Origin of the sequence: uncultured Methanobrevibacter sp. (assembly GCF_902801725.1) — an archaeon.
GTDB lineage: Archaea > Methanobacteriota > Methanobacteria > Methanobacteriales > Methanobacteriaceae > Methanocatella.
Genome location: NZ_CADCJB010000009.1, coordinates 60,890 through 87,221, shown reverse-complemented (window position 1 = coordinate 87,221; position 26,332 = coordinate 60,890). Strand labels below are relative to the sequence as shown.

Sequence of the window (26,332 nt, the reverse complement as noted above, 5' to 3'; positions counted from 1 at the left end):
TATTTACTCTTTAAACCACATAATTATTTAAAAATAATATGTTGAGATTTACTGAAAATTGATAATGTTGCGAACTATATCATACGTTTTATACGAATTGTTCGTTATAACAGTGGCTTTTTCAAGAGGGTATAGTTATTAATTAAGTGGCTTTCATGCCACATTAACTTTTTATTTAGAAAAATTTAATTTTCAATTGGTGATAATATGCCAGTTATAAGTTTTGATATAGGAGAATTAACAAAAGAGCAAAAAGAAATTTTAGCAAAAGAATTCAGCGAATCCGCTTCAAGAGTCACAGGCCTTCCGATAGAAATGATATATGTGCTGTTCAACGAAAGGAAATTTGACAATGTTGGAGTCGGTGGTGTTCTTTTAAGTAATCAGGAATAGATTTTTAAAAATTCATTCTTTTCATTTCAACTCCAGAATTTTCTTATACATTTCTTTCAATTCTTTTTTTTCATATTCCGAATAATGTTCGTTGTCGACATCCGTTTCAAGAGCAAACAGTAACAGTTCATAGAATACCTTATTCAGTGACCTTCCCTTTTTGGTTAGGAAATATTGGGTATTTTTTGGATCATTGCCCTCATTTGTCTTGTAAATAAGGCCATTATCCTGCATTGTCTTAAGGCATCTTGACAGTGCCTTGTTGTCCAGGGAGGGTCTGTTGACTTTAAATTCATTGAAATGACTTTTTCCTAAAAACAGGTCTCTTAAAACATGCAGTGTCCACTTGTTGCTCATGAATTTGAGAGTGTCTTCCAGGGGGTTTCGCTCATACTTTTTTTCGTAATATGCAAGTTTTTTCGGATTTAAAGTCATGTTTATTGTTATATATGTTTTAATATTAAGTTTTTTAGATGTCATTGATGCCACTTTATCTTTAAATACCCTATTTTTTAAATATTTGATTAGAAAATTTTAATTGGTGCGATAATATGAATGATAATGATATAGTCATGACTAAATTCCTGGCGATACTGTTTGCGATATGTTCAGGTCTTGCAATAGGTAATCTGTACTGGGCCCAGCCGTTGCTTGTCCAGATAATGGATGGCTTTGGTCTTCCAGCGGCAAATGGGGGACTTCTGGTTACTGCAACCCAAATAGGCTATGCGATGGGAATTCTCTTTATTTTGCCTTTGGGTGATTTTGTTCGAAGAAAACGTATGATAGCCCTTGTAATGGTGCTTTCCGTATTGGCTTTGGTCTCCTGTGCCATATCACCTTCATTTATCATATTGTCACTGTCACTCTTCAGTATGGGGATTGTAACAATTTCCGGTCAAATCATATTGCCTCTTGCAGGGGATTTGAGCCGTGAGGATGAACGTGGCCACATCGTTGGAATTGTATCATCCGGAATAACAACAGGTATCCTCTTTTCAAGGTTTGCAAGCGGCATCATTGCAGGATTTTGGGGATGGAGATCCGTTTATGTTATAGCGGCCGCTTTGAATCTGGTCATGGTTTTGGTAATGATTTATGTATTGCCGGAAATTCCTGCAAAAAACAAGTTCAAATCATATGGGAAACTTTTGGCAAGTGTTTTCACCACCTTTAAAAATCATAGCTCATTGCCAAACATATTGCTGCACTCAGGACTGATATTCGGTTTGATTTTCAACATATTCTGGACTTCTTTAACATTTCTTTTGTCCGCAGAGCCGTTTAACTATTGCCTTGTTAGTATGGTGTGCGGCTTTGCATTCAGTGATTCAATTGTTGCCATTGTGATTGTTGCAGCGGTACTTTCAGTTGCAGTTCAGGGAGTAAGTGTCTTGACCCAGACAAGATTGTTTAACTTATCTCAAGGTGAACGCAGCAGATTGAACACGGTTTTTGTTGTGAATAACTTTATATTTGGGGCTGTTGGAAGTGCTCTTGCATCTCTTCTATGGTCATTGGGGGGATGGTCATATGTAATGATTGCGGCAAGTGCGGTTTCTGTTGCGGCATTGATTGTCTGGCTGTTTTCAAGAAGTAAATTTAAATATGCTGATGAATCATTAGATAATTAGTTATTTTTGCTTCCAATATCTAATTTTTTAAATTTTATTTCTATTAATCATATATTTGAGTTTTAGTGGGCAAATTGATAAGTATGCGAACTATATCATACATTTTATACGAATTATTCGTATTTTTTTAAAATAATTTAATTGTTTTCCATGTTTTCAATTAAATTAATCATAGTGGATAACACCCAGCTGTTTCAAATTTGATTTTCAACCAAAATTGTAGCATTTTATCGACCAAAACAAATTTTTTATTCTGTGAAAATTCAATTATCCCTTGATTTGATAGGGAATCTATGAATCTAGTAACACTTGATTTGGAATATCCTAATTGCTTATCTAAAGTTGCCCTTGTCGCCCCATCATGTTCCAATAGATAAATGATAAAGTCTTTTTCCCCTTGGGATAATCTTCCCCAGATATAAATCCACATTATAGCTACCTGGTCTATATTTAATAGAAGTGTTTCTTTTATAATATCTTCATCACAAACTGTATTATTTGGTAAAATTGATGATAAGCTATTGATATATAATGGTATTCCTCGTGTACAATTATAAAATCTCTCAAATCCTTCATTTGAGAATTTTAAATTATTTGATTTTTCATCAATATATCTTTTTGTTTCATCAAAGGTAAATGGTTCTATGTTTATTTGTATCAGTCTTCCACCGAATGCCCCTTCCTGACCATTTATCATGTTTATTATATCTGCGGTTTTTGAAACTGAACCTGTGAAAACATATCCAACATTGAATTGTTTTTGTGTGAAACTTCTCATTAACCAAAAGAATGCCTCAGGGTCTTCAACATTTTTAAGCAATTGGAATTCGTCAATTACAATTATGAATCCAGTTATATCATTTGAAGAGTCAACAATCTTTTGAGGCAATTCCATTACGAATTTTGACAATTTATCATAATTATCTGAAATTACTGGAATTGGAATATCAAATACATTTACATTGTCTGAAAAGTCATAATTTTTCAGCTCTAACTTTTTAATAGTTGATGTAATTTTTCCTATCCATTTTTTGTAGGATTTTTTATTTTGTGAAATTGTTTCATCAATTGCATTTAGGAGTGCTTTTAAAACTTTTTCTTCAGTTAGATTTCCTTTTTGTCTTCCCATAATTTCTGATAGGTCAATGAATGCGGTTAAAATATCATTGCTTTGATCATTTAATACTTTTCTAAGCAAAAATGTTTTACCGACTCCACGATATCCAGTTATTAAGAGTTGTGGGGGTATATCAAATTTTACTGTGGATAATTGTGTGTTAATCATGTTAATATCTTTTATCCTATTAAAAAAGTATTTGTCAATATCTTTTGGCATTGAAATGGGCATTATTTTCATGTTAAACTTCCCTCTTATTTTATTATTATTTTATTTTATCTAATTAATATGTTTTTTGTTATTGGACATATTCCATTAAATCGAACAAATATTATTTTATAGAACAAATATGATTGTTTTATTAAATTGGACAAGTTCTATTAAATCGAATATATTCAATAGAATAATTAGATTAAATGAAAATTATTTAATGGAACATGACTAATTAAATAATTAATTAAATATTTTTAGACATTCAAAATCATCCTTCAAATCTTTCTAATAATAATTTCCAATCTTCCTTATTACATTCTGCAAGAAAGTCATGTAATTCTACAACGGATTCTATACGGTTCACTTCATCAACAAAACACTCCCATGCAGTAATTGTGTCAAATTTTTTATATTCTTCAAAAAAATTTTTTTTCAAAGTGGTAATGAGGAGCCCTTGTGAGGCATCTGTTATTAATACTCCTAATTGATAAATCATGTCTTCAATGTCTTCTACTGTAAATTGTTTTTCAGTCACTCAATCACCTCAAATTCTTTAATATAATAACAATGCACTTTTTTTTCTCTCTATTATTCTATTCTTCTACTTTTTTGTAAGCAGTTCTCCTATTAACATATCCAGTTCTTAATCTTGGTTCAACACCATTATGCAATTCATAACTATCAATTATCATCACTCACTTTATTATATGCTTTTATAAGTAGGATACAATATAATATAAGAACAAGATTCAGTACAAAACTTGAACCTAAAAACAGACCATATAAGAAATCAGTCATTTTTTTCACCTGGTTAGTCTATGAATTTGTTGTTTTCCAATTGTTGATAATGCCCTTGCAATCTATGATAAATCTTTTATTAGTCATTAAAATCCTCCATTACTTTTACCAGCTCTATGATTGATATCACCAAAAATACCAGTTGGCAATCCTATTTTACTACCTATTTCACAGATAAGATCATGCTCTTTACTGTCTCTCTCATATTTTTGAGCATATTCTTGAAAAACACTTAATCTGTGTAAATGGCATCTTTTATTTGATTCATATTCGTTTTTTCCCATTTCAAAGTACTTTTCTTTTTCTTCAACTATTTTATTGACAAGCTCTAGAAATTCTCTATCTACTAATCCATAATATTTGATGTCTGTTTCAGTATCTAATATTTCTTGAGTAGAAAGAATTTCATGAAACCTTCCTTCAACTGGAGGAATGTCAAGTATTCCAATAATGTCATCAAGAGGGACTGTTTTTCGTTTATCATTCATTCAATAGCTCCTTTTCCAGTATAGGTATCAAAATCACCTAAATCTTTTTATGAATATGATTTTAACCTTTAAAAACCTCTAAATCTTCTTCATATGCTTCATAACTCGGAATAAATGAAAACCAAGATAAAGCAACTCCAATATCTTTCTGCATCTGATTTATAGCCATCAATTATCATCCCTATGTCATCACAATAATCTTTTATTTTTTGTAACAATTTTTTTGTGCTTTCCAATTTGAATTTCAAACAATCATTTTCTATTTTTAACTTAGATATGATAGAATCTATGGTTTTAACTGATTTCAGCAATTTATTTTCTTCATACAATTTATTTATGAGATCACATAATTCTTCCCAAGTCAATTGTTTGCCATTGTCCTATATGCCATATGTTTCAATGATGAATCTTTCATTGGCTATTTTCATTCCTCAATAGCTTTATTTTACTTAATTAAACTGTAATTAATATTATCATATTAAATTAGAAATGATATATAGTTTTTGTTTAAAATTAAAGCAATTTTACGGAGTGAAAGAAATATTACAATATCAGACAATGATTTTAATGTTTTCAACGGTTTCAAAAGATTTAATAATAACTACAAAACAAATTTTTCATTAGAGTTTCAGTGCTGAAAAAGAGTAAGTATCGGAACTTTTTTATAAGTTTTATACGAATTATTCGTGTTCTTATTGGTTTATCATAATCATAACATTTCACTCTAATATAATCTTATTCCACCAATTCTTCAATTAAGAAGCTAATGCACTATTTTCTCAATCCCTTTTTATAATTTTAAAATTATTCATTAAATTTTGAATATTATGATTTTTTCGTTCCTTAGGATTTTTAAATCTTTCAATAAATAATAAATATTGATAAAAAAATAATTTATTGTATAAGATTATTTGGAGAGGTTTTATGGGTATTAATTTGTCATTAGCGAAGGGCATTGAAGAAAAAGATATGTTGGTTTGTGAAAATGAGGTTGAAGATTATTTCAAAAACCAAATTTTGAAAATCGATGATGAGACATTCATCACCCCTAATTTAAATGGAGATGAATTGCAAGGTTCAATTCATAGGATAGGTTCATTTATTGATTCTGATTATGTAAATAAATTCTGTAATGGTTTAAATATTGAACCAGATAATTTATTTTTAGCAATTTCAAGTTTTGTACTGTCTAAATTTGTTTATAATAAGAACTTACTTTTTGCAAATAGTGGGATTATTGATAATCAATCTTTTGAAGAATATCCTTTAATATTAAATCTGGATACGAATTTAAACGTCATATCTTTTTTATCAGATATTAATGGAGTATGGCTAAATTCGATTGTCCATCATGATTCATTGTTGCAAATTGTTGATGACTTTGGCTTCAATCCTAAATTTTTGTATCAGTTCAACTGCGATGATTTCTCCAAGGAAGAAAAATATGCTCTAATATTAAATGTTGTAGAGAATGAAAATGATTTTGAATTAATATGCAAGTTTAATGATGCTTTATATTCTCCAGAATTAATCAATACATTTTTAAATGGTATTTTAATAGTTTTAAATAAGATAATCAAATTTTCCGATGATGAATTGGAGAATACTTTTCTAAAAGATATTTCCATACTTAATCGTGATGTTCCTAATGTTGATGATTTGGAATTTGTTGAAATTGGCGAGTTGCTGATTCATAAGATTTTTGAAAAACAGGTGGAATTGCATGGAGATAATGTTATTTTAACTGCCACTGATGGCGATTTTACTTACAATGAATTAAATGAACGAGCCAATCGTATTGCAAATGCCCTAATTAAAAAAGGTGTCGGAATTGAAGATAAAATCATGATAATTCTAAAACGTGACAGCAGCGTCTTTTCTTCAATTTTTGGTATTTTAAAAACAGGGGCATGCTTTATTCCAATTGATTCCGACTATCCGGATGACAGAATAGAGCATGTTTTAAAAGACAGTGGCTCAAAATTCATAATTGTTGACGATATTGTGGATATTAAAAATATTGACTTATCCGCCCACTCTGATAAGCTGCTACATATTGATGAATTGCTCGAAGAAGAAGACGTTTCCAATCCTGATGTCGACGTTTCTCCTGAGAATCTGGTCTATCTGATTTATACTTCAGGCTCCACAGGGCTTCCAAAGGGAGTAATGATTGAACATAGGAATCTTGCAAATTATGTATATCCTGACCCAAAAAACATTTATACTTATGAATTGGTCCATAATCTTGAAAAAGAGAAGTATAAAGTTTTATCCACAACTACTGTTGCCTTTGATGTTTTTCAGCAGGAAATAATGGGTTCACTTTTAAATGGCATTCCAATAGTATTTGCTGATGATAGCGAATACAAGGATCCTATTGAAATGAAGAACTTAATTCAAAGGACCGGAGCAAATGTTTATGTGGTCACACCTTCACGTTTACTTCAATATCTTGAAATCGAATCAATGCAGGAGACTATGTACGGTTTTAAAGCATATTTGATTGGTGGTGAATCATTCCCTCCTAGATTATATGACCTGCTTTCCAAAAATTCCAATGGAAAAATATATAATCTGTATGGTCCGACCGAAGCCACAGTTTATTGTAATTCCAGTTTGCTTAAAAGCAATAAGATTACCATTGGAAAAACAATGCTGAATGTTTATGAGGAGGTCATGGATGAAGATTCCAATCCTCTGCCTCCAAATGTAATTGGAGAATTGTATATTGCAGGAAAAGGTGTTTGCAGAGAATACTATAACCGTCCAGACAAGAATGCTGAAGCTTTTGTAGAAAAAAATGGAATCAGGTTCTACAAGTCCGGAGACTTTGCAAAGGTCACGGAAGAAGGGGAATACTATGTATTTGGAAGAATGGATAACCAAATCAAGCTCCGTGGATTAAGAATAGAAATAGGTGAAGTTGAATCTGTCATAAAGGAATTTGAAGGCATCAAATCTCTTGCAGTTGTTCTTAAGAATATTGACGGTAACGACCATTTATGCGCATACTTTACTGTTTACGATGAGTTTAAAAACGGCGGACAGGATTATTCCATTGATATTAATGCATTGAAGGAACATCTGAACGAAAAATTAACTTATTATATGGTTCCTACAGTTTATATGGAGCTGGATGAGATTCCACAAACTGCAAACGGTAAAACTGATGTTAAGAATTTGCCTGAACCTAAATTGGTGTTTGAAAATGTTTTGCCGGTCAATGATACTGAAGAGAAATTGCTAGAAATGGTATCCGAATATATTAATGCCGATGGTTTTGGTGTTACTGATGATTTATATTCACTTGGATTTACCTCATTGTCATTGATGAAGTTCAATGTAGACATTTTTGAATCATTCAATATTAATTTGGATATTCTTGAATTGTTAGATAATCCTACAATACGCAATATTGCCGGTCAAATTGATAATGCCGAATCCGATGAGGATTTAAATGAATTGATTGAATCTTCAACTGATATTACATTTTATCCATTGATGGTTAATCAATTGGGTGTCTACTATGAATGTGCTCAGAATCCGGATGAAGCGCAATACAATCTTCCGGCAATCGTAAGGTTTGATAAGTCAATTGATGCATTGAAATTAAGAGAATCCATTATCAAAACTATTGATGCCTATCCTTATCTCAAAACTAGAATTGTCAATCATGAGGGCCAACTGATGCACAAACGTGACGATTCAATCCCTATTGATGAAATTCCTATTGTGGAAGTGAATGATATTTCTGATGAGGAAATAGAAAAAGAAAATGTCAAGAGGTTTGAATTATTAAATAATCAGCTATTCAGAGCTAAAATCTATAAGACAACTGATGAAACAGTTCTATTCTTTGATATCCATCACATAATATCTGATGGTGAATCATTGGATGCATTATTCAATAACTTTGCCAATGCATACAATGGTGAAGAGATTGAAGAGGAAGTCTTTGACGGATATATCTGTTCTCTGATTGAAAAAGAAGGCAAGGACAGTGAAGAATATGTTGCCAGTGAGAAATATTTCCATGAGCAACTGTCAAAAGAAGTGGAATCAACTGTTCTGACTCCGGACTTGAACAATGATGAGGATATTGGCAGATTGGAGTCCATTTCTGAAAATATAGATTCACAATTTATAAAAGAGTTCTGCGCCGAAAAAAGAATTTCGCCAAACATATTGTTCATGGCAAGCACAATATTGACATTAAATAAATACACATTCAGTGACAAAACGTTATTGACAACCATATTCAACGGCAGATTGAATTCTAATTATTATAATACTCAGGCATTTTTAGTTAAAACATTCCCTATAGTTTCCATCAATGAAGACAGGAACATTTCAGTCAGGCAATTATTCACACAAATTGATGACATCTGGAAGGATGGAATCAAGCACAGCAATTACCCTTATATCAATATTGCTGATGAATTTGATTTGAAGCCGGAATTCATGTATACATACAACAATCTCGAAAAAGAAAAAGTCAAATTCGGCAATGATGTGTACAGTATAAAAAATTTGAATTCCCTTGAAACCGATTATAAAATAACTTTTGATGTTAATGAAACTGAAGACAGTATGGAACTGGTTATTTTATACAATAATGCTTTGTACAGTGAAAAATATATTAAAACATTCTTGAATAGTGTTTTATCCATTTTAAACCAATTTGTCGATAATGATATCGAACAATTGAAGATTAATGAAATAGAATTGAACAAATCTGATGAATTGCCTGATTTCACCCCAGTTGAAAATCCGGTTTTACATAAACGCTTTGAAAAACAAGCGGTCGAAAAGGCAAATGACGTGGCATTGGTTGCAAGTGACGTTACCTTAACTTACGCTGAGCTGAATGAGAAAAGTAATAGGATTGCCAATGCATTAATCAAAAGGGGTGTTAAGCCAGAAAGCAATATTCTTATAATGCTTGGAAGAGACAGTAGACTCATCGCTTCTATTTTAGGTGTTTTAAAAGCGGGATGTGCTTTTGTTCCTATTGATCCTGAATATCCTAAAGAAAGGATTAGGTACATTTATGAAAACAGTCAGGCGGATTATATTATATGCAATGAAACTTCCCAACTTTCATTGGATGTTGATGAACTTCTTGAAGAAGGGGATTGTGATAATCCGAATATTCGCGTTATTGGTGATGATTTGGCTTATATGATTTACACTTCAGGATCAACAGGCAATCCTAAGGGAGTAATGATTAGCCATGAAAACATTTGCAATCAGGTTTCAAATCCTAAATCCACTTATGATAGCCTGCTTTGTATTACAACAATTTCTTTTGACGTGTCTACGGATGATATTCTTACTTCTCTTTCCAATGGATTGAAATTGGTATTTGCAAATGATGTTGAAATTAAGAATATTCCTGAATTGACTCAATTAATCAATGAAAACAAACCTGAAGTTGCTGACTTTACTCCATCAAGATTGGCTTCATACCTGGAGGTTAAAGAGTTCTGTGAAGCTATTCGTTGCTTGAAATGCGTTTTCTTGGGTGGGGAGAAATTTTCAACTAAAGTCTACGAGGATTTAAGGCAATACAGTGATGCTGTTGTTTACAACAGTTACGGTCCTACCGAAACGACAATCACATCAAACAACAAGGAAGTTACTGATGTAAATGATTTGACAGTGGGTCTTCCTTTAATCAATTATGTTACTGATGTTCGTGATATTGATGGCAAGCTATTGCCTTTGGGTGTAATGGGTGAATTGTACATTGGAGGTATTGGTGTTGGAAAAGGATACTACAACATGCCGGAAAAAACTGAAGAAGTATTTTTGACCATAAATGGCATTCCTTATTATAGGAGCGGAGATTATGCTATCAAACTTCCAAATGGTGAAATTGACATTAAGGGAAGGATAGATAATCAAATTAAATTAAGAGGATTAAGAATCGAAATAGGTGAAATTGAAACTAGCATAAGCAAATATCCAAATATAAAACAAGTTGTGGTAGTGATTAAAGAGATTAATAACAATGACCATTTATGTGCTTATTATACTGCTGATGAGACAATTGATAATGATGATTTAAAGGAATTTTTAAAGGATCGCCTTACCAGGTATATGATTCCAACAGTATTTATGCAATTGGATGAGATGCCGCAGACACCGAACGGCAAAGTTGATGTTAAGAATTTGCCGGAGCCTATCTTGATAACTGAATATGTGATGCCTAAAAATGATGTTCAAAGAAAGCTGTATGAGATATGCAGTGAAATTTTGAATTTCAAAGATTTTGGTGTTACTGATAATCTGTTTAGTTTAGGCTTTTCATCACTGTCCCTAATGAAACTTTCACATGAGATATATTCCAGTTTTAACGCTTCTTTATCTTTTAAAACATTGATGGATGCAGAAAATATTTGTGATTTGGAAAATCTTCTCATCAATACAAGTAAAGTTGTAAAGGTCAATTATGAAAAACAGGATTATTATCCGTTAAGCCATAATCAGTTAAACGTATACATAGAATCGGTCAAAAATCCGGATAAGTTAATTTATAACATGCCTTTCGTTATAGAATTGGGTAAAAATATCGATCCTGAAAGATTAAAGGAATCTTTGATAAAAGTATTTGATTATCACAGCTATCTAAAAAGCATCATCACACAAAAAGATGGAAAAGTATGCATTAAACGTCAGGATGATGCGAAAGTCAATGTGGAAATATTAAATAAGGAATGCAGTATCAAAGTTCGAGAAAATTTCGCAAAACCGTTTGATTTACTTGATTCTCCACTTTACAGGGTGAAAATATTTTATTATAACAATCAAACTACATTACTTTTAGATATTCATCATATCATTTTTGATGGATTATCATTGAATGTATTTATTGAAAATCTGATTAATGCATATAATGATAATGAGATGTTATCTGAGGGATATACTGGATTTGAATATATTCTCGAAGATTATGGACAGGAGGGGTCAGATTCCTACATTAAATCCGAAGAATTCTTCAATTCCAAAATTGCTGAGATTGACATTAGTACTGATATCACACCAAATATCACTAAACCTATTGAAACTGCAAGATTAGGGGAATGTTGTAACTCAATAAGTAAGGATTCGATTGATAAATACTGTAAAGAATACGATATCACTCCAAATAATTTATTTTTATCTGCAACTCTTTTGGCATTGAGTAAATATACATATACAAAAGACATGCTAATTGCAACTATTTCCAGCGGTAGATTGAATCCAAATTATGAAAATACAATTGCAATGATTGTAAAAACACTACCGTTCATTCATAAAATCGATACAAGTCAAAGTGTTGGTGAATATTTCGATTCAGTTCAAAATACATTAATTGAAACAATCAATCATGAAAACTATCCGTATACTAAATTATTTGAAAAATATAATATCAATCCGAATATCTACTATGCCTATCAGGTGGGTGTGGATATTGAATACCAAATGGTTAATGATGGTGGCAAAGTCAATTCCTTAAAGGTTGAAGACCTTTCACTTGATTTGCCAAAATTCAATTTAAGTGTTTACATTGAAGAGGACATGGACAATTATCTGGTATTCTTAAGGTATAATGATGCACTTTATTCCCAGGAGTTCATTGCGGATTTAACTGATAATATTGGATTGATGGTTAATAAGCTGCAGGAAGATTTCACTAAACCTGTTGATGAGATTTCATTATTGCCAAGTGAAAAGGAAATGGAATTAAGAGAGATTCACAATGATTTTGAAGCGATTGAGATTGATGCAAATCTTAAGGAATTGTTCGAAGATTCTGTTTCAAATCTCTCTGAAGAGATTGCTCTTATTGACCATGGCCAAACATTGTCTTACAATCAATTGAATGGCCTATCAAATAGGATTGCACATAGTCTGGTTGATTTGGGTGTGTGTTCCGGCGACCACGTTATCCTAAAACTTGAAAGGTCAGCTAAATTAATATCTGCCATTTATGGAGTGATAAAAACTGGCGCTTCATTTACAATAGTGTCAACTGAACAGCCTGAAGAGCAGACAGATTTTATTAGGCAGGACACTGGTGCCAAATTGGTCATCCAATCAAACATTGATGAACTATTGGATAATGAGAATGACGGCAATTTGGATGTTGACATAAAATCTGATGATTTGGCTTGCATAGTCTATACCTCAGGGTCTACTGGAAAACCGAAAGGGGTAAAAATTACTCATAAAGGTCTAATAAATTATATTAATCCTAGCAAGGACAATATTGCAATTCATGCCATACAAAATGACGTTTCCAATATGCTGTCATTGACCACAACCACGTTCATCGCATTTTTAAGAGAAGTTTTAGCGACAATAATCAACGGAACAAAAGTGACTCTTGCTAGTGATGAGGAAAGCAAAAACCTTTCCAAGCTAATTCGTCTGATTAAAGATTCAAAAGTTGACGGTTTATCATTAACTCCTTCAAGAATTCAGGAGTATATGAAAGTCACTGAGTTCAAAGACCTGCTTAAACAATTTAAGATTATTATTGTTGGCGGAGAGAAATTCATCCCATCGGTCTATGGTGATATACGTGCCAACAGCGACGCAAAAATATTTAATTCATACGGATCTTCTGAAAATACAATTGCAACACATCAGAAATTAATTGACGGTGATGAAATTACTGAAGGAGTACCTATTCCAAACAATATAGATTTAATCATTGATATCGACGGTAATCCATTGCCTAACAATATTACTGGTGAAATCTGTACTGCAGGGGTTCAAACCACTCCAGGCTATTTGAATAGGGATGATTTAAACAAATCTGAATTTTTATTTGTAAATGATTTGAAATTCTATAAAACCGGTGATTTGGCTTATAAAAATTCAAATAATGAATTGGTCATTGTAGGAAGGAAAGATAAGCAAATCAAGCTTAGAGGTCAAAGAATTGAACCTGGAGAGATAGAATCTGCAATTTCCAAATATCCTGGTATTGAAAATGTTGTAGTGGCTGTAAAGCAGATGAACAATCAGGACATACTATGCGCATATTTCACTGCGGCTGAAGATATCGATGTCAGTGATTTAAAAGATTATCTTTCTTTAAAATTAATCAGATATATGATTCCTACTTCGTTTATGCAATTGGATGAGATGCCTAAAACACCAAACGGAAAAATTGATGCTAAAGGTTTGCCTGTTCCAAAATTAAGTTCACAACATGTCAATGCCGATAGCGAACTTGAAAAAAGCATTTTTGAAATTTGCAGTGAAATTATGGGCTTTGATGATTTTGGAGTTACAGATGACCTTTATGAGCTGGGCTTTACTTCATTAACAATAATGAGGCTAAGCACAGAAATCTACAATAAACTTGATAAGGAAATCAATGTTACCATCATTCTTCAGCAGCCAACAATTCGTAATATTGCCAAAAACATTGAAATCAATGACGGATTTGCTGAAAGCGAAACTGATGAAAGTGAACATAAGTATTATAGGTTAACTCCTAATCAGTTGGGCGTTTACTTCGATTGCGTAAAGGATTATGAGAAATTGAATTATAATCTTCCTAAATATATTGAATTGGGAAGTGATATTGATGAAAACAGACTCAAATCAGCTATTATAAAAGTAATCAATTCTCATCCGTACTTAAAAACAAGAATCGTAATGCAGGACGGTGTTGCATATCAGGAAAGTAGGGATAATCTGGTTATAGATGATTTAATTGAGATAGTTGAAGCGGAAAGCATTGATGAAAACTTCAAAAGAGAATTTGTCAAACCATTTGACTTAAGTGAAGGACCGTTATTCCGGTTTAGAATTATTAAAACTCAAGCCAACACCTCAATTCTTTGCGATTTCCATCATATAATTGTAGATGGAACTTCATTGAATATACTATTTGATGAAATTGCAAAAAGTTATGACGGCATTGAATATGAATCAGAAGAAATCAACGGTTTCGAATATTCATTAAATGAAGTTAAAACTCAGGAATCTTCTTTATATAAGGAATCAGAACTGTTTTTCTTCAATAAAATTAAAGAATTTGATGAAGCTACTTTAATGACTCCGGATTTAAGCGGTGATGAAAATGAGAGTACTGGTTTGGAGAAAACTATTTTCCTTGAAAAAGATGAAATAGATCATTTCTGCAGCGAATTGTCAATAAGTCAAAACAATTTCTTCCTGGCAGTCTCCTCTTTTGTTTTATCAAAATTCGCCTATACTAAAGACTTATTAATTGCAACAATTACCAATGGTAGGTTCAATCCAAATCAGCAAAAGACATTGGCCATGATGGTTAAAACATTGCCTATAGCTTTGAATGTAAATTCTGATTTGACCATTGATGAATTCTTTGAGTATGCAAATAAGGAATGGTTTGATGTATTGGCTCATTCTTCATATCCTTTAACAGAAATTGCCGATAAATATGGATTTGTGCCGGAGTTTCTCTATGCATTCCATGGAAACATTGTTGAAGACATAAAGATTAATGGGGATTATGTAAAAAGGGAAGCATTGGATGAAGATGACCTTAAATTTAAATTGAATCTTAACATTTCAGAGGTTGAAGATAAATATGATGTCTCAATGAGCTTTAATGATCAGTTATATTCCGAGGAATTGATTCAAACATTTTTAAATAGTTTTATAGTTGTTGTAAATAAATTTATAACATTTGATAAAGATACCCAATTAAAAGATATTTCCATTGTTGAAGCTAATGAATTGTCCGTTGACGATTTGAATCTTGTAGAATTGGATGAATATAGGTTAAATAAAATATTTGAAAAGCAGGTGGAATTGCATCCTCATGATTTGGCAATATCTGCTGAAGATGGCGATTTTACCTATGAAGAATTGAACGAAAGGGCTAATAAGATAGCTAATGCACTTATCAAGCGAGGAGTTGTTGCTGAAGACAAGGTTATGTTTATATTGAAGCGTGACAGTAACGTATTTGCTTCCATATTCGGTATCCTAAAATCAGGGGCGGCATTCATTCCGGTTGATTCCGATTATCCTAAGGATAGAATCGAGCACGTTTTAACTGACAGTGATTCTAAATTCATCATTATTGATGATATTGTGGAGATTAAAAATATTGATTTAAGTGATTATTCAAACCATATTATACAAATTTCAGAGCTGCTTGAAGAGACAGATACCTCAAACCCGGATCCGGAATTAAAAGGGGAAAATCTTGCATATATTATTTACACTTCAGGTTCAACAGGTCTTCCAAAAGGAGTGATGATAGAACACAGGAACCTTGCAAACTTTGTCTATCCTGATTCCAGAAGTGTTTATAATTATGAAGTGGCAATAAACGGTAAAAAAGAAGGATATAAGGCCTTATCCATTTCCACAGTTGCATTCGATATGCTTCATCAGGAAACAATGACTGCATTGATGAACGGAATTCCGATTGCATTTGCCAATGATGCTGAATATAAGGATCCTTTAGCTTTATGCGATTTCATTAAAAGAACAGGTGCAAATGTTTATAGCGGAACTCCATCACGTCTGTTACAATACTTCGAATTGGATGATTTGGGTGAAGAATTTTCTAAATTTAAGGTTTTATCCATTGGGGGTGAAGGATTCCCTCCACAATTGCTTGATATTCTCAATGGCCTTGATGCAAAGGTCTATAACATGTACGGACCTACTGAAACAACGGTTGTGTGTAATGCGCATCTGATTGATGATGGAAAACTGAATATAGGCAAGCCTTATTTCAATGTTTATGAAAGCATTATGGATTTGGATGGCAATCCTCTGCCTCCAAACGTTATGGGAGAATTGTATATTGCAGGAGGTGGAGTTTCAAGAGCTTATCTAAATAGGCCGGAAAATAATGAGAAGGCGTTCTGTGAGATTAATGGAATAAGATTCTATAAATCAGGAGATTTTGCCAAATCAGATGAAGAAGGAAACATATACATTCACGGACGTTTGGACAATCAGATAAAACTCAGAGGCCTTAGAATTGAAATTGGTGAAATTGAATCAGTCATTTCCAATTTCGAACCTATTCATTCCGTTGCGGTGGTCGTTAGAAAAATTAAGGGCAATGACCATTTATGTGCTTATTTCACTGTTGATGAGGAATATAAAGTTGAAAATCGAGCATCCAATGAATTTTCATTTGACATTGAGGAATTAAAGAATAATCTTTCTGAAAAATTAACATATTATATGGTTCCTACTGTTTATATGGAATTGGATGAAATGCCTCAAACCTTGAATGGTAAGACAGATTTGAAAAGCTTGCCTGAACCTGAACTTATTTCAGAATATGTGGGTCCAGAAAATGAAGTTGAAGCATTCTTTGCAAACACATTTGCCGAAATTTTAGGACTTGACACAGTAAGCGTTGAAGATAATTTCTTTGAAATTGGAGGCACTTCGCTACTTGTCACTAAAATTACATTGGCAGCTTTAAATAGGGATTATGAATTAAATTATGGTGATGTATTTAAAAATCCTACTCCAAGAAAGATTTCCGAATTCATTTCTCAAAGGGATTCTTCACAATCCGAAGATGAAAGCAAATATGATTATTCTAAAATCAACAAATTATTGAGTAAAAATAATTTGCAATCAATGATAAACGGAAAATTGGAGGACAGTCTGGGCAATATTCTATTGACAGGAGCTACCGGATTTTTAGGAATTCATGTCTTAAATGAACTGTTAGAAGCGGAATCCGGCACAATTTACTGTTTTGTAAGGTCCAAAGGTAGTTTATCAGGTCTTGATAGGCTCAAATCTTTATTGTTCTATTACTTTGAAGACAATATTAGTGAGTCTATCATTGATGAGAGATTGAGAGTGGTTGAAGGTGATATCACTGACTTCAAGTATTTTGAAAATATTCTGAATTTAAATATTGATACGGTTATAAACTGTGCAGCTAATGTTAAGCACTTCTCATCCGGAACTGATATAGAAGATATCAATCTTGGAGGAGTAATTAACGGATTAAGGTTTGCCAAAATGAAAGATGCAAAATATGTCCAAGTTTCAACATGCAGTGTTGCAGGAGAAAGTATTGATAATTTCCCACCATTGGACGTTGATTATAATGAAAGGAATCTGTTCATAGGTCAGGGAGTGGACAATCAGTATATTGGCAGTAAGTTTTTAGCTGAAAGGGCAGTGCTTGAGGCGGCTGTAGAAGATGACCTTGACGTTAAAATAATGAGAGTTGGTAACTTGATGGCTAGAAGTTCGGACAGTGAATTCCAGATTAACTTTGAGTCAAACGGATTCATTAATCGTTTAAAGGCTTTCATCACTATGGGAAAAGCGACTTATGAAATGTTGGCCGACAGCATTGAATTCAGTCAGATTGACATAACTGCCAAATCAATTGTTGCATTGGCCAAAACACCAAAGAACTGTGTTGTTTTCCATCCGTATAATTCTCATGAGATTACTTTTGCAGATGTAATTGATATTATAAAGCCGTTGGGTTTAAATATTGAACCTTGTGAAAATGAAGAATATGAACAGGTCTTAAATGATGCATTGGCTGATAAATCCAAGCAGGATGGAGTTTCTGGTTTAATTACTTCAATTGGATCAGGTAAAGTTAAAAAAGAATGGGTTCCAGTTGAAAACTATTATACTACTCAAGTGCTGTATCGTCTGGGCATTAATTGGCCATTGATTTCTAAGGAGTACATTTATAATTTTGTTAAATATTTGAATGATTTGAATTTCTTTAGGTGAGTGAAACAATGTATGAACGTAATTATAAATTATTAAGTGGTAAATTCAAGGAATTCTTCATTCCTACCTTATTAACTTCAATGACAGGCAATATTTGTTTGCTTGTTGATTCAATTATTGTAAGTAATTTGATTGGTGCTGTTGCATTATCTGCTATCCAACCGGTAGAGCCGTTGGGCACATTCGTTAATTTAATTTATTGGATGATCGGTTTGGGGGGCAGTGTAATGTGCTCAATTGCAAAGGCGGAGTTTGATAATGAAAAAAGTAATAGGATATTTTCCGTTTCGATAATGTCCTTAGTGTTGATTGGAATATTGTTCTCGGTTTTGGGAACGCTGTTTTCAGGTCCGATTATAGCGATTTTATGCCCTTCCGCTCAGATACAACCAATTGTTTTCCAATATTATAGTATTTACATATTTGAAATTCCATTCTTATGCTTTATCATGTGCTTATCGTACTTTGTTCGTGCAGATGGGATTGCAGATCTGCCTTTAAGGTCATTGATTGTGGCTAATGTAGCCAATATTGTATTTGATCTTATATTTATTGGAGTGTTTGGCTGGGGACTTTCCGGTGCGGCCGGCGCAACAATTGCAGGTTATATTTTAGGCTCTATCTACATGTTAACTTACTTCTTCAATCCTAAAAGGACATTAGAATTCGTTTTCGTTAAATTCAAGTCATTTTTGAGCACTACTGCTGAAATCTGTAAATCCGGATTTTCCGGTGCATCAACACAATTATATTTCACAATAAAGATTTTTATAATAAACACTCTGATTACCTTATACATAGGCCAGTATGGTTTGGTTGCATTCAACATCTGCTGCAATAGTCTGTTTATTCTTTACATATTCCTGATTGGTACTGCACAGACAATGTCTCCAATCGTATCGGTCTATTATCAGGAGGAGGACTATAAAAGTGTTGATTATATTACGAAAAAATCCTTAAAGATAGTTCTGGCTTCAAGTTTAATACTGTCTGTGTTCTTCATTATCTGTCCTCAATCGTTATTGATGTTATACCATGTCAACAATCCTTCAGATATCCCTATTGTATTGAATGCAATCAGGATTTTCTCATTGAGTTATGTTGGAATAGCAATTACGTTCCTGTATACCTTTTACGCCCAAGCTATTCAAAAAGATAAATTGTCAAATACCATATCCATACTTGAAGGCTGTGTCTTTCCGGTGATATTTGCATTTTTATTGTCATTTTTGATGGGTGCAAACGGAATTTGGATTTCATTCACTATTGCCGAAGTCCTTACAATATTATACATACTCGTATATTCAAAATATCTCAACAAAAAAACTAATGGCGAATACTCAGGATTTTTCATAAACAAACATAATGATGATGAAAAGGTATTTGCATATACAATCGAAGGCGATGTCAAACAGGCTGTAGAGTTATCTAGCCAAGTTCAGGAATATTTGGCCGAAAATAAATCGGCAGTATTGGTTAGTATGGCTATTGAAGAAATGCTTGTCAATATCATCAATATCAATGAATATGTTGATGCAATTGATGTCATTGTTAAAAATAATGGTGAAAATATTTTAATTTCTATTAAGGATACAGGCATTGACTTTAATCCTGTAGTTGAAAATGATAATCTTGAATTTGACAATATCAGTGTTTTGAATAAGATTGCTGATAAAATTGATTATTCGAGGGTATTGGGGTTAAACAGCACTGTAATTACAATCAAAAGTCGAAATTAATTATAAAAAAATGATTAAATTTCAGTTGAACTGCCTCGACCTCTATAGGTCTAGGTAGTTTAACAGAATTATTCCATCAAATAAGGAATAAGTCTCCATTGTCCCGTATTTTGCATTTTTTCCCAGTTTAATAGTCTTTTTTGAGCCATCTTCTATAATAGAATATTCGGATTGTAAAACTTTATCAAACATTCCATAAAGATTTTCATTCATATACTTAAATTTGTGCCCATTTTTTATTAAAGTTTTCAGTGGTGAAAGATAGGCATGTGAACTATGCGTACGTTTTATTAGGCTTTGTTATCTTAAAGCTAACTATAAAAACAATATGGAATATATATAATATTCAATTTGGTGGGGATATTATTTTTAAAATTTCAGATAAGAAATCAACTTTGATTGTTGTAGCGATATCTCAGTTAATCATACAGTTAATTGCTAACATGACTGTTATTGCACTGCCAGGTATAGCCATCGAATTGAATTTTTCTGCTGAAGCAATTTTGTGGGTAAATATAATTTATATGATGAGTTTTGTAGCTTTCAGTCTGCCTTTTGCTAATATCATTTCACAGTATGGGGTTAAAAAATCCACTAAAATAAGTCTTTTATTACTGCTATTTTCTATTTTAATCTCAGCATTTTCGATAAATGATTTTATGTTTCTTTTATCTAGACTGATGCAAGGATTTTCAGCTGCTATTTTGGCCATTAGCTTATATGTTATTGTAGTTGAAGAGTTTGAGGATAGTGAAATAGGTTCTGCATTAGGTGTAGTTTCATCGGCAGGATATGTTGGATTGTTAATTGCTCCGGTATTTATGGGATTGGCAATTTCTGTATTAAGTTGGAAATGGGCATTTTTAATGGTTCTCCCAATAATAGCTATTCTGTTGATATTGCTGAATGGAATTGACTATGAATGGGCTACAGAAAAGAAACCTGTCGACAATAAAGGTTCACTAATCTACGTTGTTATGATGTGTCTGTTTACCTATGGGATGACATTATTGGATGAGTTTGGAATTGTTTTTGTAGTAGTCAGCGTTATTTTATTCATAATATTGATTAAAGTTGAAAAAAGCGTTCCAGAACCGATATTTAATTTTGAGTTGCTTAAGGATGCTAAATATGTGATTGGAAATTATGCTGCTATGATAACTTATTTCACTGTAACAATTACCATTACTGTACTGGCACTGCATTTGCAATATGTTTTAAATGTTGAAGAGATTGTCGTGAGTTTTATTCTTCTTATTGCACCTATTATCATGATAGGGATATCCGGTTTTTCAGGCAGGCTTTCAAATAGGATAGATTCAAGAATAATATCCGGTGTGGCAATGATGTTCATATGCGTATCATCAGTCATATTTTTCTTTGTTGATTTTATACCATTTAATATTATTCTTGTTGGATGCGCCTTACAAGGAATAGGCAATGGATTGTTTTCAGCTCCAAATAATAAATACGTTTTAACTATTGTGGATGAAAAAGATTTACCTGATGCAAGTTCAGTTTTATCAACCAGTAAGGAATTAGGTAAAATTTTAAGTGCTGGAATTTTCGCAGTCATATTGTCAATTTTCATTGGAAATCAGCAATTGGGACCTAACCATATTAATCATTTATTCGTTCAGTCAGCTAACTTAATGATGTTTATATGCATATTGTTAAATTTGTCTGCAGTAATTTTGCTTTTCTACAGCAAATTCAGATATGATTATGTTGCTAATGAAAGTGCCGTAAGGTTCTTTAAACGCATTGCACCGGAATGGGCTAAAAAGGATGCATGACCAAAACATTTTTCATATCATGATATTTAACATCAATCTATTGCAGTATTGGAAATGATGAAATTAACGGAAGATTTTTTGGATATAACTAAAAAGCAATATTTTTAATTTAAGAATTTTGTGACAATTGCTTTTTTGTGAGATTTCTAATTATCTTTTGGATAAAATTATCTCAAATTTCAATTATTCTGTTAAAAATGATTTAAAATCAGATTAAAGATATATTCGTATGTAATAGAACAAAATGTCTTCTTTGGAATTAAATCGATATTTTTATATATGTATGGGAATAAACTTTTTTTTAACCTGTTGTTTAAAAAATATTCAATATTCGATAACAGGTAAAAATAATATTCATATTTTTTTTTATTTATGGGTTAAATTTTGATTAATTGGGGGTAATCTATGAAATTCACGGCAATAGGGTTTTTATTGCTTTTTTTGATAGTTTCAATAGGTGCGGTCTCAGCAACAGAAGAAATTAGCAATGAAACAATAAGTACAGATAATACAATAGAAATGGGGGATGCTGCTCTTAATGATGAGCCAGCAGTCTTGCAAAGTACAGAATATAACAAATATGGTGAAAGTGAAACTAACAATACGTTTACAGATTTAGCTAAGGATATTTCTGCATCTGGGGAAGTATTGGAAATAGAAAAGGACTATAAATTCAATAATGCTGATATTAGAAAGCCAATTGGTATTGTTAAAGATAATTTTGTAATAAATGGAAATAACCACATACTTGATGGAAATGGTCAGGTGTCAATGTTCGTCGTTTTAGGAAAAAATATCACAATAAACAATCTTAAGTTTGTTAATGGTTATTCTGATGGGTATGGTGGTGCAATAATTGCTGAAAAAGGGTCATTAACTTTAAATAATGTTACATTTATTAACAATGGTGCAAAACTCTTTGGAGGAGCAATGACTATTGCGGCAAATGCCATTGTTAATATTTCTAATTGTAACTTTATTGATGGTTATTCAGATAGGGGCAGTGCACTTTATTTGGAAACCGGTACTTTAAATGTTGAATACAGTAATTTTACATCAAAATATTTCAGTAAGTGGGGGTCAATTTCTACTAACGAGCGGGATTTCACTGTATTATCTATTGATAATTGTATTTTCAATAATGTTTCGTCAAAATATGCTCCTGCAGTATTTGCTCAAGAGTGCTATGTAATCATCAATAATACTAAATTTTATAATTTAAAAGCAAATGAATCCGTTGGTGCTGTAGGAATTCGGGTACCTAAACAGGCAATTATTGAAAATTGTTTATTTGCAAATACTACTTCAACTAAAAATGCAGGGGCAGTATTTGTCGATGTCGAAGGAGAGGGTACCGAACCAATTACAGAACCAATTGAAATAACTATTCGAAATTCAACTTTCAATAATATTTTCTCAGGTTTTGGCGGGGCTTTTGTTCAGCTAACCGGTAATTTAACCCTTAAAGATTCAAGCTTCACCGACTGTTTTGCAGTTTATGCCGGAGGGGCAGCATATCTTTCAGATGTAATTGCAGAAATAATCAATTGTAAATTCAATTCAAATAAAGTGGTGTCACAGCCTAATTATCAAACATCCGGAGGCGCACTATATTTTGATTTCGGCCTTTTAAATCTTACGGATTCAGAATTCAATAATAATAGCGCTTCAATGGCCGGTGGAATATTAATTTATGATGCCGAATATCATCTGGATAATATAACCTTTAACAACAACAATAATCCTGTTTATACTTATTTTGATGATGTTGAATCAACAATAGGTCGAATATATGGGAACGATACAATTTCTAAAGATGATTTGAATAACACATATTATCCAAGTGTGATTACTGGCGAAGGAATGAAATTAAATTTAACCACAAACAGCATTGACCTTAGTATTCTTCCTACCAGATTTGATTTGAGGGAAATCGGATGGCTTACACCAGTTAGGGATCAAGGAAGTATGGGTTCTTGTTGGGCATTTGGTGGAATAGCAGCATTTGAATCTGCTTTATTGAAAAATACTGGGATATCATATGATATTTCAGAAAATAATATGCAGGATTCCATGCTTATTTTCAGCAGATACGGATCCGGTAATGTCGAAAGTGCGAATGAAATGATTGCGGCAGGTTATCTTTTATCTTGGATTGGAGCATTTCCGCAGGTTTATGACATATATGATGAAGTTGGAAAATTATCTCCTTCAATCCACACAAATCAAACAATACACCTTCAGGATTTTGTTTTAATTGATTCTGGAAAAGTATCAATTCCAGGAAATCCTGCTCTTAAAAAAGCTATTCTTAAATATGGTGCATTGGCTGTACTTTTTGATGCTTTTCAAGATCCAGAAGGTTATAACGATACTTCGGGTGCTTTTTATCATTTGAATGGTGCTCCAAATCATGCAGTTGCTATTGTTGGATGGGATGATAATTATTCAAAAGAAAACTTCGCCACCACACCTGAAGGTGATGGGGCATGGATTATCAAAAACAGTTGGGGAGCCCAATGTGGTGATGGAGGATACATGTTCATTTCATATTATGATGGAACATTATGCGCCGATGACAAACTAACAGAACAGGCGGTCGCATATGTGTTTGAAAATACTTTGCCATACAATAAGAATTATCAATATGATTTTACAGGTATTTGGGAATTTATGATGTATGATGAAACCAGTGAATTATACGGCACTCCTATAACAAATGTGAATAACTTTGTCAGTGTCGAAGATGATTTGATAGCTGCTGTTGGAACCTACTTTAATCAGAGCGGCATGGATTATACAATTAAAGTTGCAGTGAATGGTGCTGTGGTCTATACTCAAAAAGGCGTTTCACCTTATCGGGGATACCACACCATTAAATTGAACAAGTACATTCCAATTAAAAAAGGTGATAAATTTAGTATTTATGTAACATCCCCGGCATTAGGCATATCTATTCCAGTAAGGATGCACTATGAGAAGGGTGTTTCATTAACTAATATTGATGATGGATCTTGGAAAGATTTGTATCAGAAATACGGACAGGTTGCCTGTATTAAAGCATATACGTTAGAAGATGATACTGCTATCGTTGGCAACAAAAACATTGCAGTCGACTATGGCGGCGGCAAATACTTTTCAGTCAAAGTTACAACAGCTGACGGCCATGTTGTTGTAGGTGCAAGTGTTAAATTCAAAATTAACGGTCAATCAACTACAGTCAGGACTGACAACAGTGGAATTGCTAAAATAAAGATAACACAGCTTCCAAAAACTTATTCCATGACAACCACATACAATGGCAAAACCTACAAGAACAAAATCACTGTAAAACATGTGCTTAAGGCAAGCAAAGTCACTGTTAAAAAGACTGCTAAAAAATTCACATTAAAAGCAACACTTAAAATCAATGGCAAATTTGTTAAAGGCAAAATAATAACATTCAAATTCAACGGCAAGACATATAAAGTAAAAACCAATGCAAAAGGCATAGCACAAAAAGCATTGAATAAAAATGTTATTAAAAAGCTTAAAAAGGGTAAAACATACGTAGTTAAGGTGAGTTACTTTAAAGACACTATTAAAACAACAGTTAATGTTAGATAGATGAATTATTCATCTATTTTTTTATTTATGGAGGTGAATTGTCATGTTCTCTTTAAAAGACAAATTTAAATTTTTAGATGATGGGATTGATTTTCCTTTCTACAATGACGTGCCGAAGCTATCCACAGCTGATTGGTCTATTGTATTAATATCAGTTATTTTGGTCATAATTACAATTTCTTTGTTTAGTTCGCATCCTGCACTCAAATCTGTAATGATATTTTTGGTAACAATAATTCCTGCATTGTACATCTGTAAAAGAAATTATGGATTGTTCTTTAAAAGGATAAGGTTAAAAGACATTAAAACAATTATATTATCTTTTCTTGGCTATATTTTATATGTTATGCTAATAGCTACTCCAATTTTAGCATTAATGCATTATCCTCTTGCTGGTAATGGAATTCTTCCAATAGCCGAACAACTAAGTCCTACATTTATTGTAACAATTTTTCTACAGCTTATGGGTGAGGAGTTCTTAAAAATATTCCTGCTATTGCTTATAATGTATGCAATATATAAATCAACTGGAAATCGTGACATTAGTCTATGTATAGGTATTTTTGGTTCATTGTTTATTTTTGGAATGGCTCATTACTCTGCATATTCTGGAAGAATTTTTCAAATACTATTAATTCAGGGACTCGGTTCTATATTTAATTTATATGCATATATGAAAACAAAAAACGTATTTGTATCATATATTGTTCATTTAATGATAGATTTTTCCGGCTTTATAATGTCTGCAATTCAGGCGGGAGTTCATTAATATATTCAGTAGGTGCATCAGCATCTACTCTTCTTTTTT

At 32.4% G+C, this 26,332-nt stretch carries 11 protein-coding genes; 7 read left to right on the top strand and 4 right to left on the bottom strand.

Translation table 11 applies throughout. The features are described 5' to 3' along the window. Positions 1-207: 207 nt before the first annotated feature. Complete coding sequence (gene dmpI / locus QZV68_RS03040) at positions 208-393, top strand: 4-oxalocrotonate tautomerase DmpI (RefSeq protein ID WP_058738979.1); 186 nt, start codon at positions 208-210, stop codon at positions 391-393. A gap of 21 nt (positions 394-414) precedes the next feature. Here the strand turns inward: dmpI and QZV68_RS03035 are convergent, their stop codons facing one another. Next, the gene (locus QZV68_RS03035) at positions 415-873 is read right to left on the bottom strand and encodes a helix-turn-helix domain-containing protein (RefSeq protein WP_296878461.1); all 459 of its coding nucleotides are present in this window, start codon (positions 871-873) and stop codon (positions 415-417) included. Between the two features lie 71 nt (positions 874-944). Between QZV68_RS03035 and QZV68_RS03030 the strand changes: the two genes are divergently transcribed. Then, entirely contained in the window at positions 945-2,027 is a 1,083-nt protein-coding gene (locus QZV68_RS03030; RefSeq protein WP_296878459.1) for an MFS transporter, read from the top strand. Between the two features lie 169 nt (positions 2,028-2,196). Here QZV68_RS03030 and QZV68_RS03025 read toward each other — a convergent pair whose 3' ends face one another. The 3 genes from QZV68_RS03025 to QZV68_RS03015 form a co-directional block, all read right to left on the bottom strand. Continuing rightward, the gene (locus QZV68_RS03025; RefSeq protein WP_296878457.1) at positions 2,197-3,363 is read right to left on the bottom strand and encodes an ATP-binding protein; all 1,167 of its coding nucleotides are present in this window, start codon (positions 3,361-3,363) and stop codon (positions 2,197-2,199) included. Between the two features lie 262 nt (positions 3,364-3,625). Further along, positions 3,626-3,892, bottom strand: a complete 267-nt coding sequence (locus QZV68_RS03020) for a hypothetical protein (protein WP_292882476.1) — start codon at positions 3,890-3,892, stop codon at positions 3,626-3,628. Between the two features lie 349 nt (positions 3,893-4,241). Beyond that, on the bottom strand, positions 4,242-4,643 hold the full coding sequence (locus tag QZV68_RS03015) for a hypothetical protein (protein ID WP_292883071.1): 402 nt from the start codon (positions 4,641-4,643) through the stop codon (positions 4,242-4,244). Between the two features lie 924 nt (positions 4,644-5,567). Here QZV68_RS03015 and QZV68_RS03010 point away from each other — a divergent pair. From QZV68_RS03010 to QZV68_RS02990, 5 genes are all read left to right on the top strand, one after another. Further along, complete coding sequence (locus QZV68_RS03010) at positions 5,568-18,383, top strand: non-ribosomal peptide synthetase (protein ID WP_296878455.1); 12,816 nt, start codon at positions 5,568-5,570, stop codon at positions 18,381-18,383. An 8-nt stretch (positions 18,384-18,391) separates the two neighbouring features. Continuing rightward, a complete protein-coding gene (locus QZV68_RS03005) occupies positions 18,392-20,122 on the top strand; it encodes an MATE family efflux transporter (RefSeq protein WP_296878453.1) in 1,731 nt (576 codons plus the stop codon). A gap of 269 nt (positions 20,123-20,391) precedes the next feature. Beyond that, entirely contained in the window at positions 20,392-21,918 is a 1,527-nt protein-coding gene (locus QZV68_RS03000) for an MFS transporter (protein ID WP_296878451.1), read from the top strand. A gap of 405 nt (positions 21,919-22,323) precedes the next feature. Beyond that, positions 22,324-25,524, top strand: coding sequence for a C1 family peptidase (locus QZV68_RS02995; protein ID WP_296878449.1), 3,201 nt, complete (start codon positions 22,324-22,326; stop codon positions 25,522-25,524). A gap of 43 nt (positions 25,525-25,567) precedes the next feature. Further along, positions 25,568-26,293 carry a type II CAAX prenyl endopeptidase Rce1 family protein gene (locus QZV68_RS02990; RefSeq protein WP_296878447.1) on the top strand — a complete coding sequence of 242 codons (726 nt, stop codon included), beginning with the start codon at positions 25,568-25,570 and terminating at the stop codon, positions 26,291-26,293. Positions 26,294-26,332 lie beyond the last annotated feature (39 nt).

Excerpts from the sequence above, each read along its gene's own strand:
- dmpI (WP_058738979.1), top strand. The coding sequence starts at position 208 with ATGCCAGTTATAAGTTTTGATATAGGAGAATTAACAAAAGAGCAAAAA.
- QZV68_RS03035 (WP_296878461.1), bottom strand. The coding sequence starts at position 873 with ATGACATCTAAAAAACTTAATATTAAAACATATATAACAATAAACATG.
- QZV68_RS03030 (WP_296878459.1), top strand. The coding sequence starts at position 945 with ATGAATGATAATGATATAGTCATGACTAAATTCCTGGCGATACTGTTT.
- QZV68_RS03025 (WP_296878457.1), bottom strand. The coding sequence starts at position 3,363 with ATGCCAAAAGATATTGACAAATACTTTTTTAATAGGATAAAAGATATT.
- QZV68_RS03015 (WP_292883071.1), bottom strand. The coding sequence starts at position 4,643 with ATGAATGATAAACGAAAAACAGTCCCTCTTGATGACATTATTGGAATA.
- QZV68_RS03010 (WP_296878455.1), top strand. The coding sequence starts at position 5,568 with ATGGGTATTAATTTGTCATTAGCGAAGGGCATTGAAGAAAAAGATATG.
- QZV68_RS03005 (WP_296878453.1), top strand. The coding sequence starts at position 18,392 with ATGTATGAACGTAATTATAAATTATTAAGTGGTAAATTCAAGGAATTC.
- QZV68_RS02995 (WP_296878449.1), top strand. The coding sequence starts at position 22,324 with ATGAAATTCACGGCAATAGGGTTTTTATTGCTTTTTTTGATAGTTTCA.
- QZV68_RS02990 (WP_296878447.1), top strand. The coding sequence starts at position 25,568 with ATGTTCTCTTTAAAAGACAAATTTAAATTTTTAGATGATGGGATTGAT.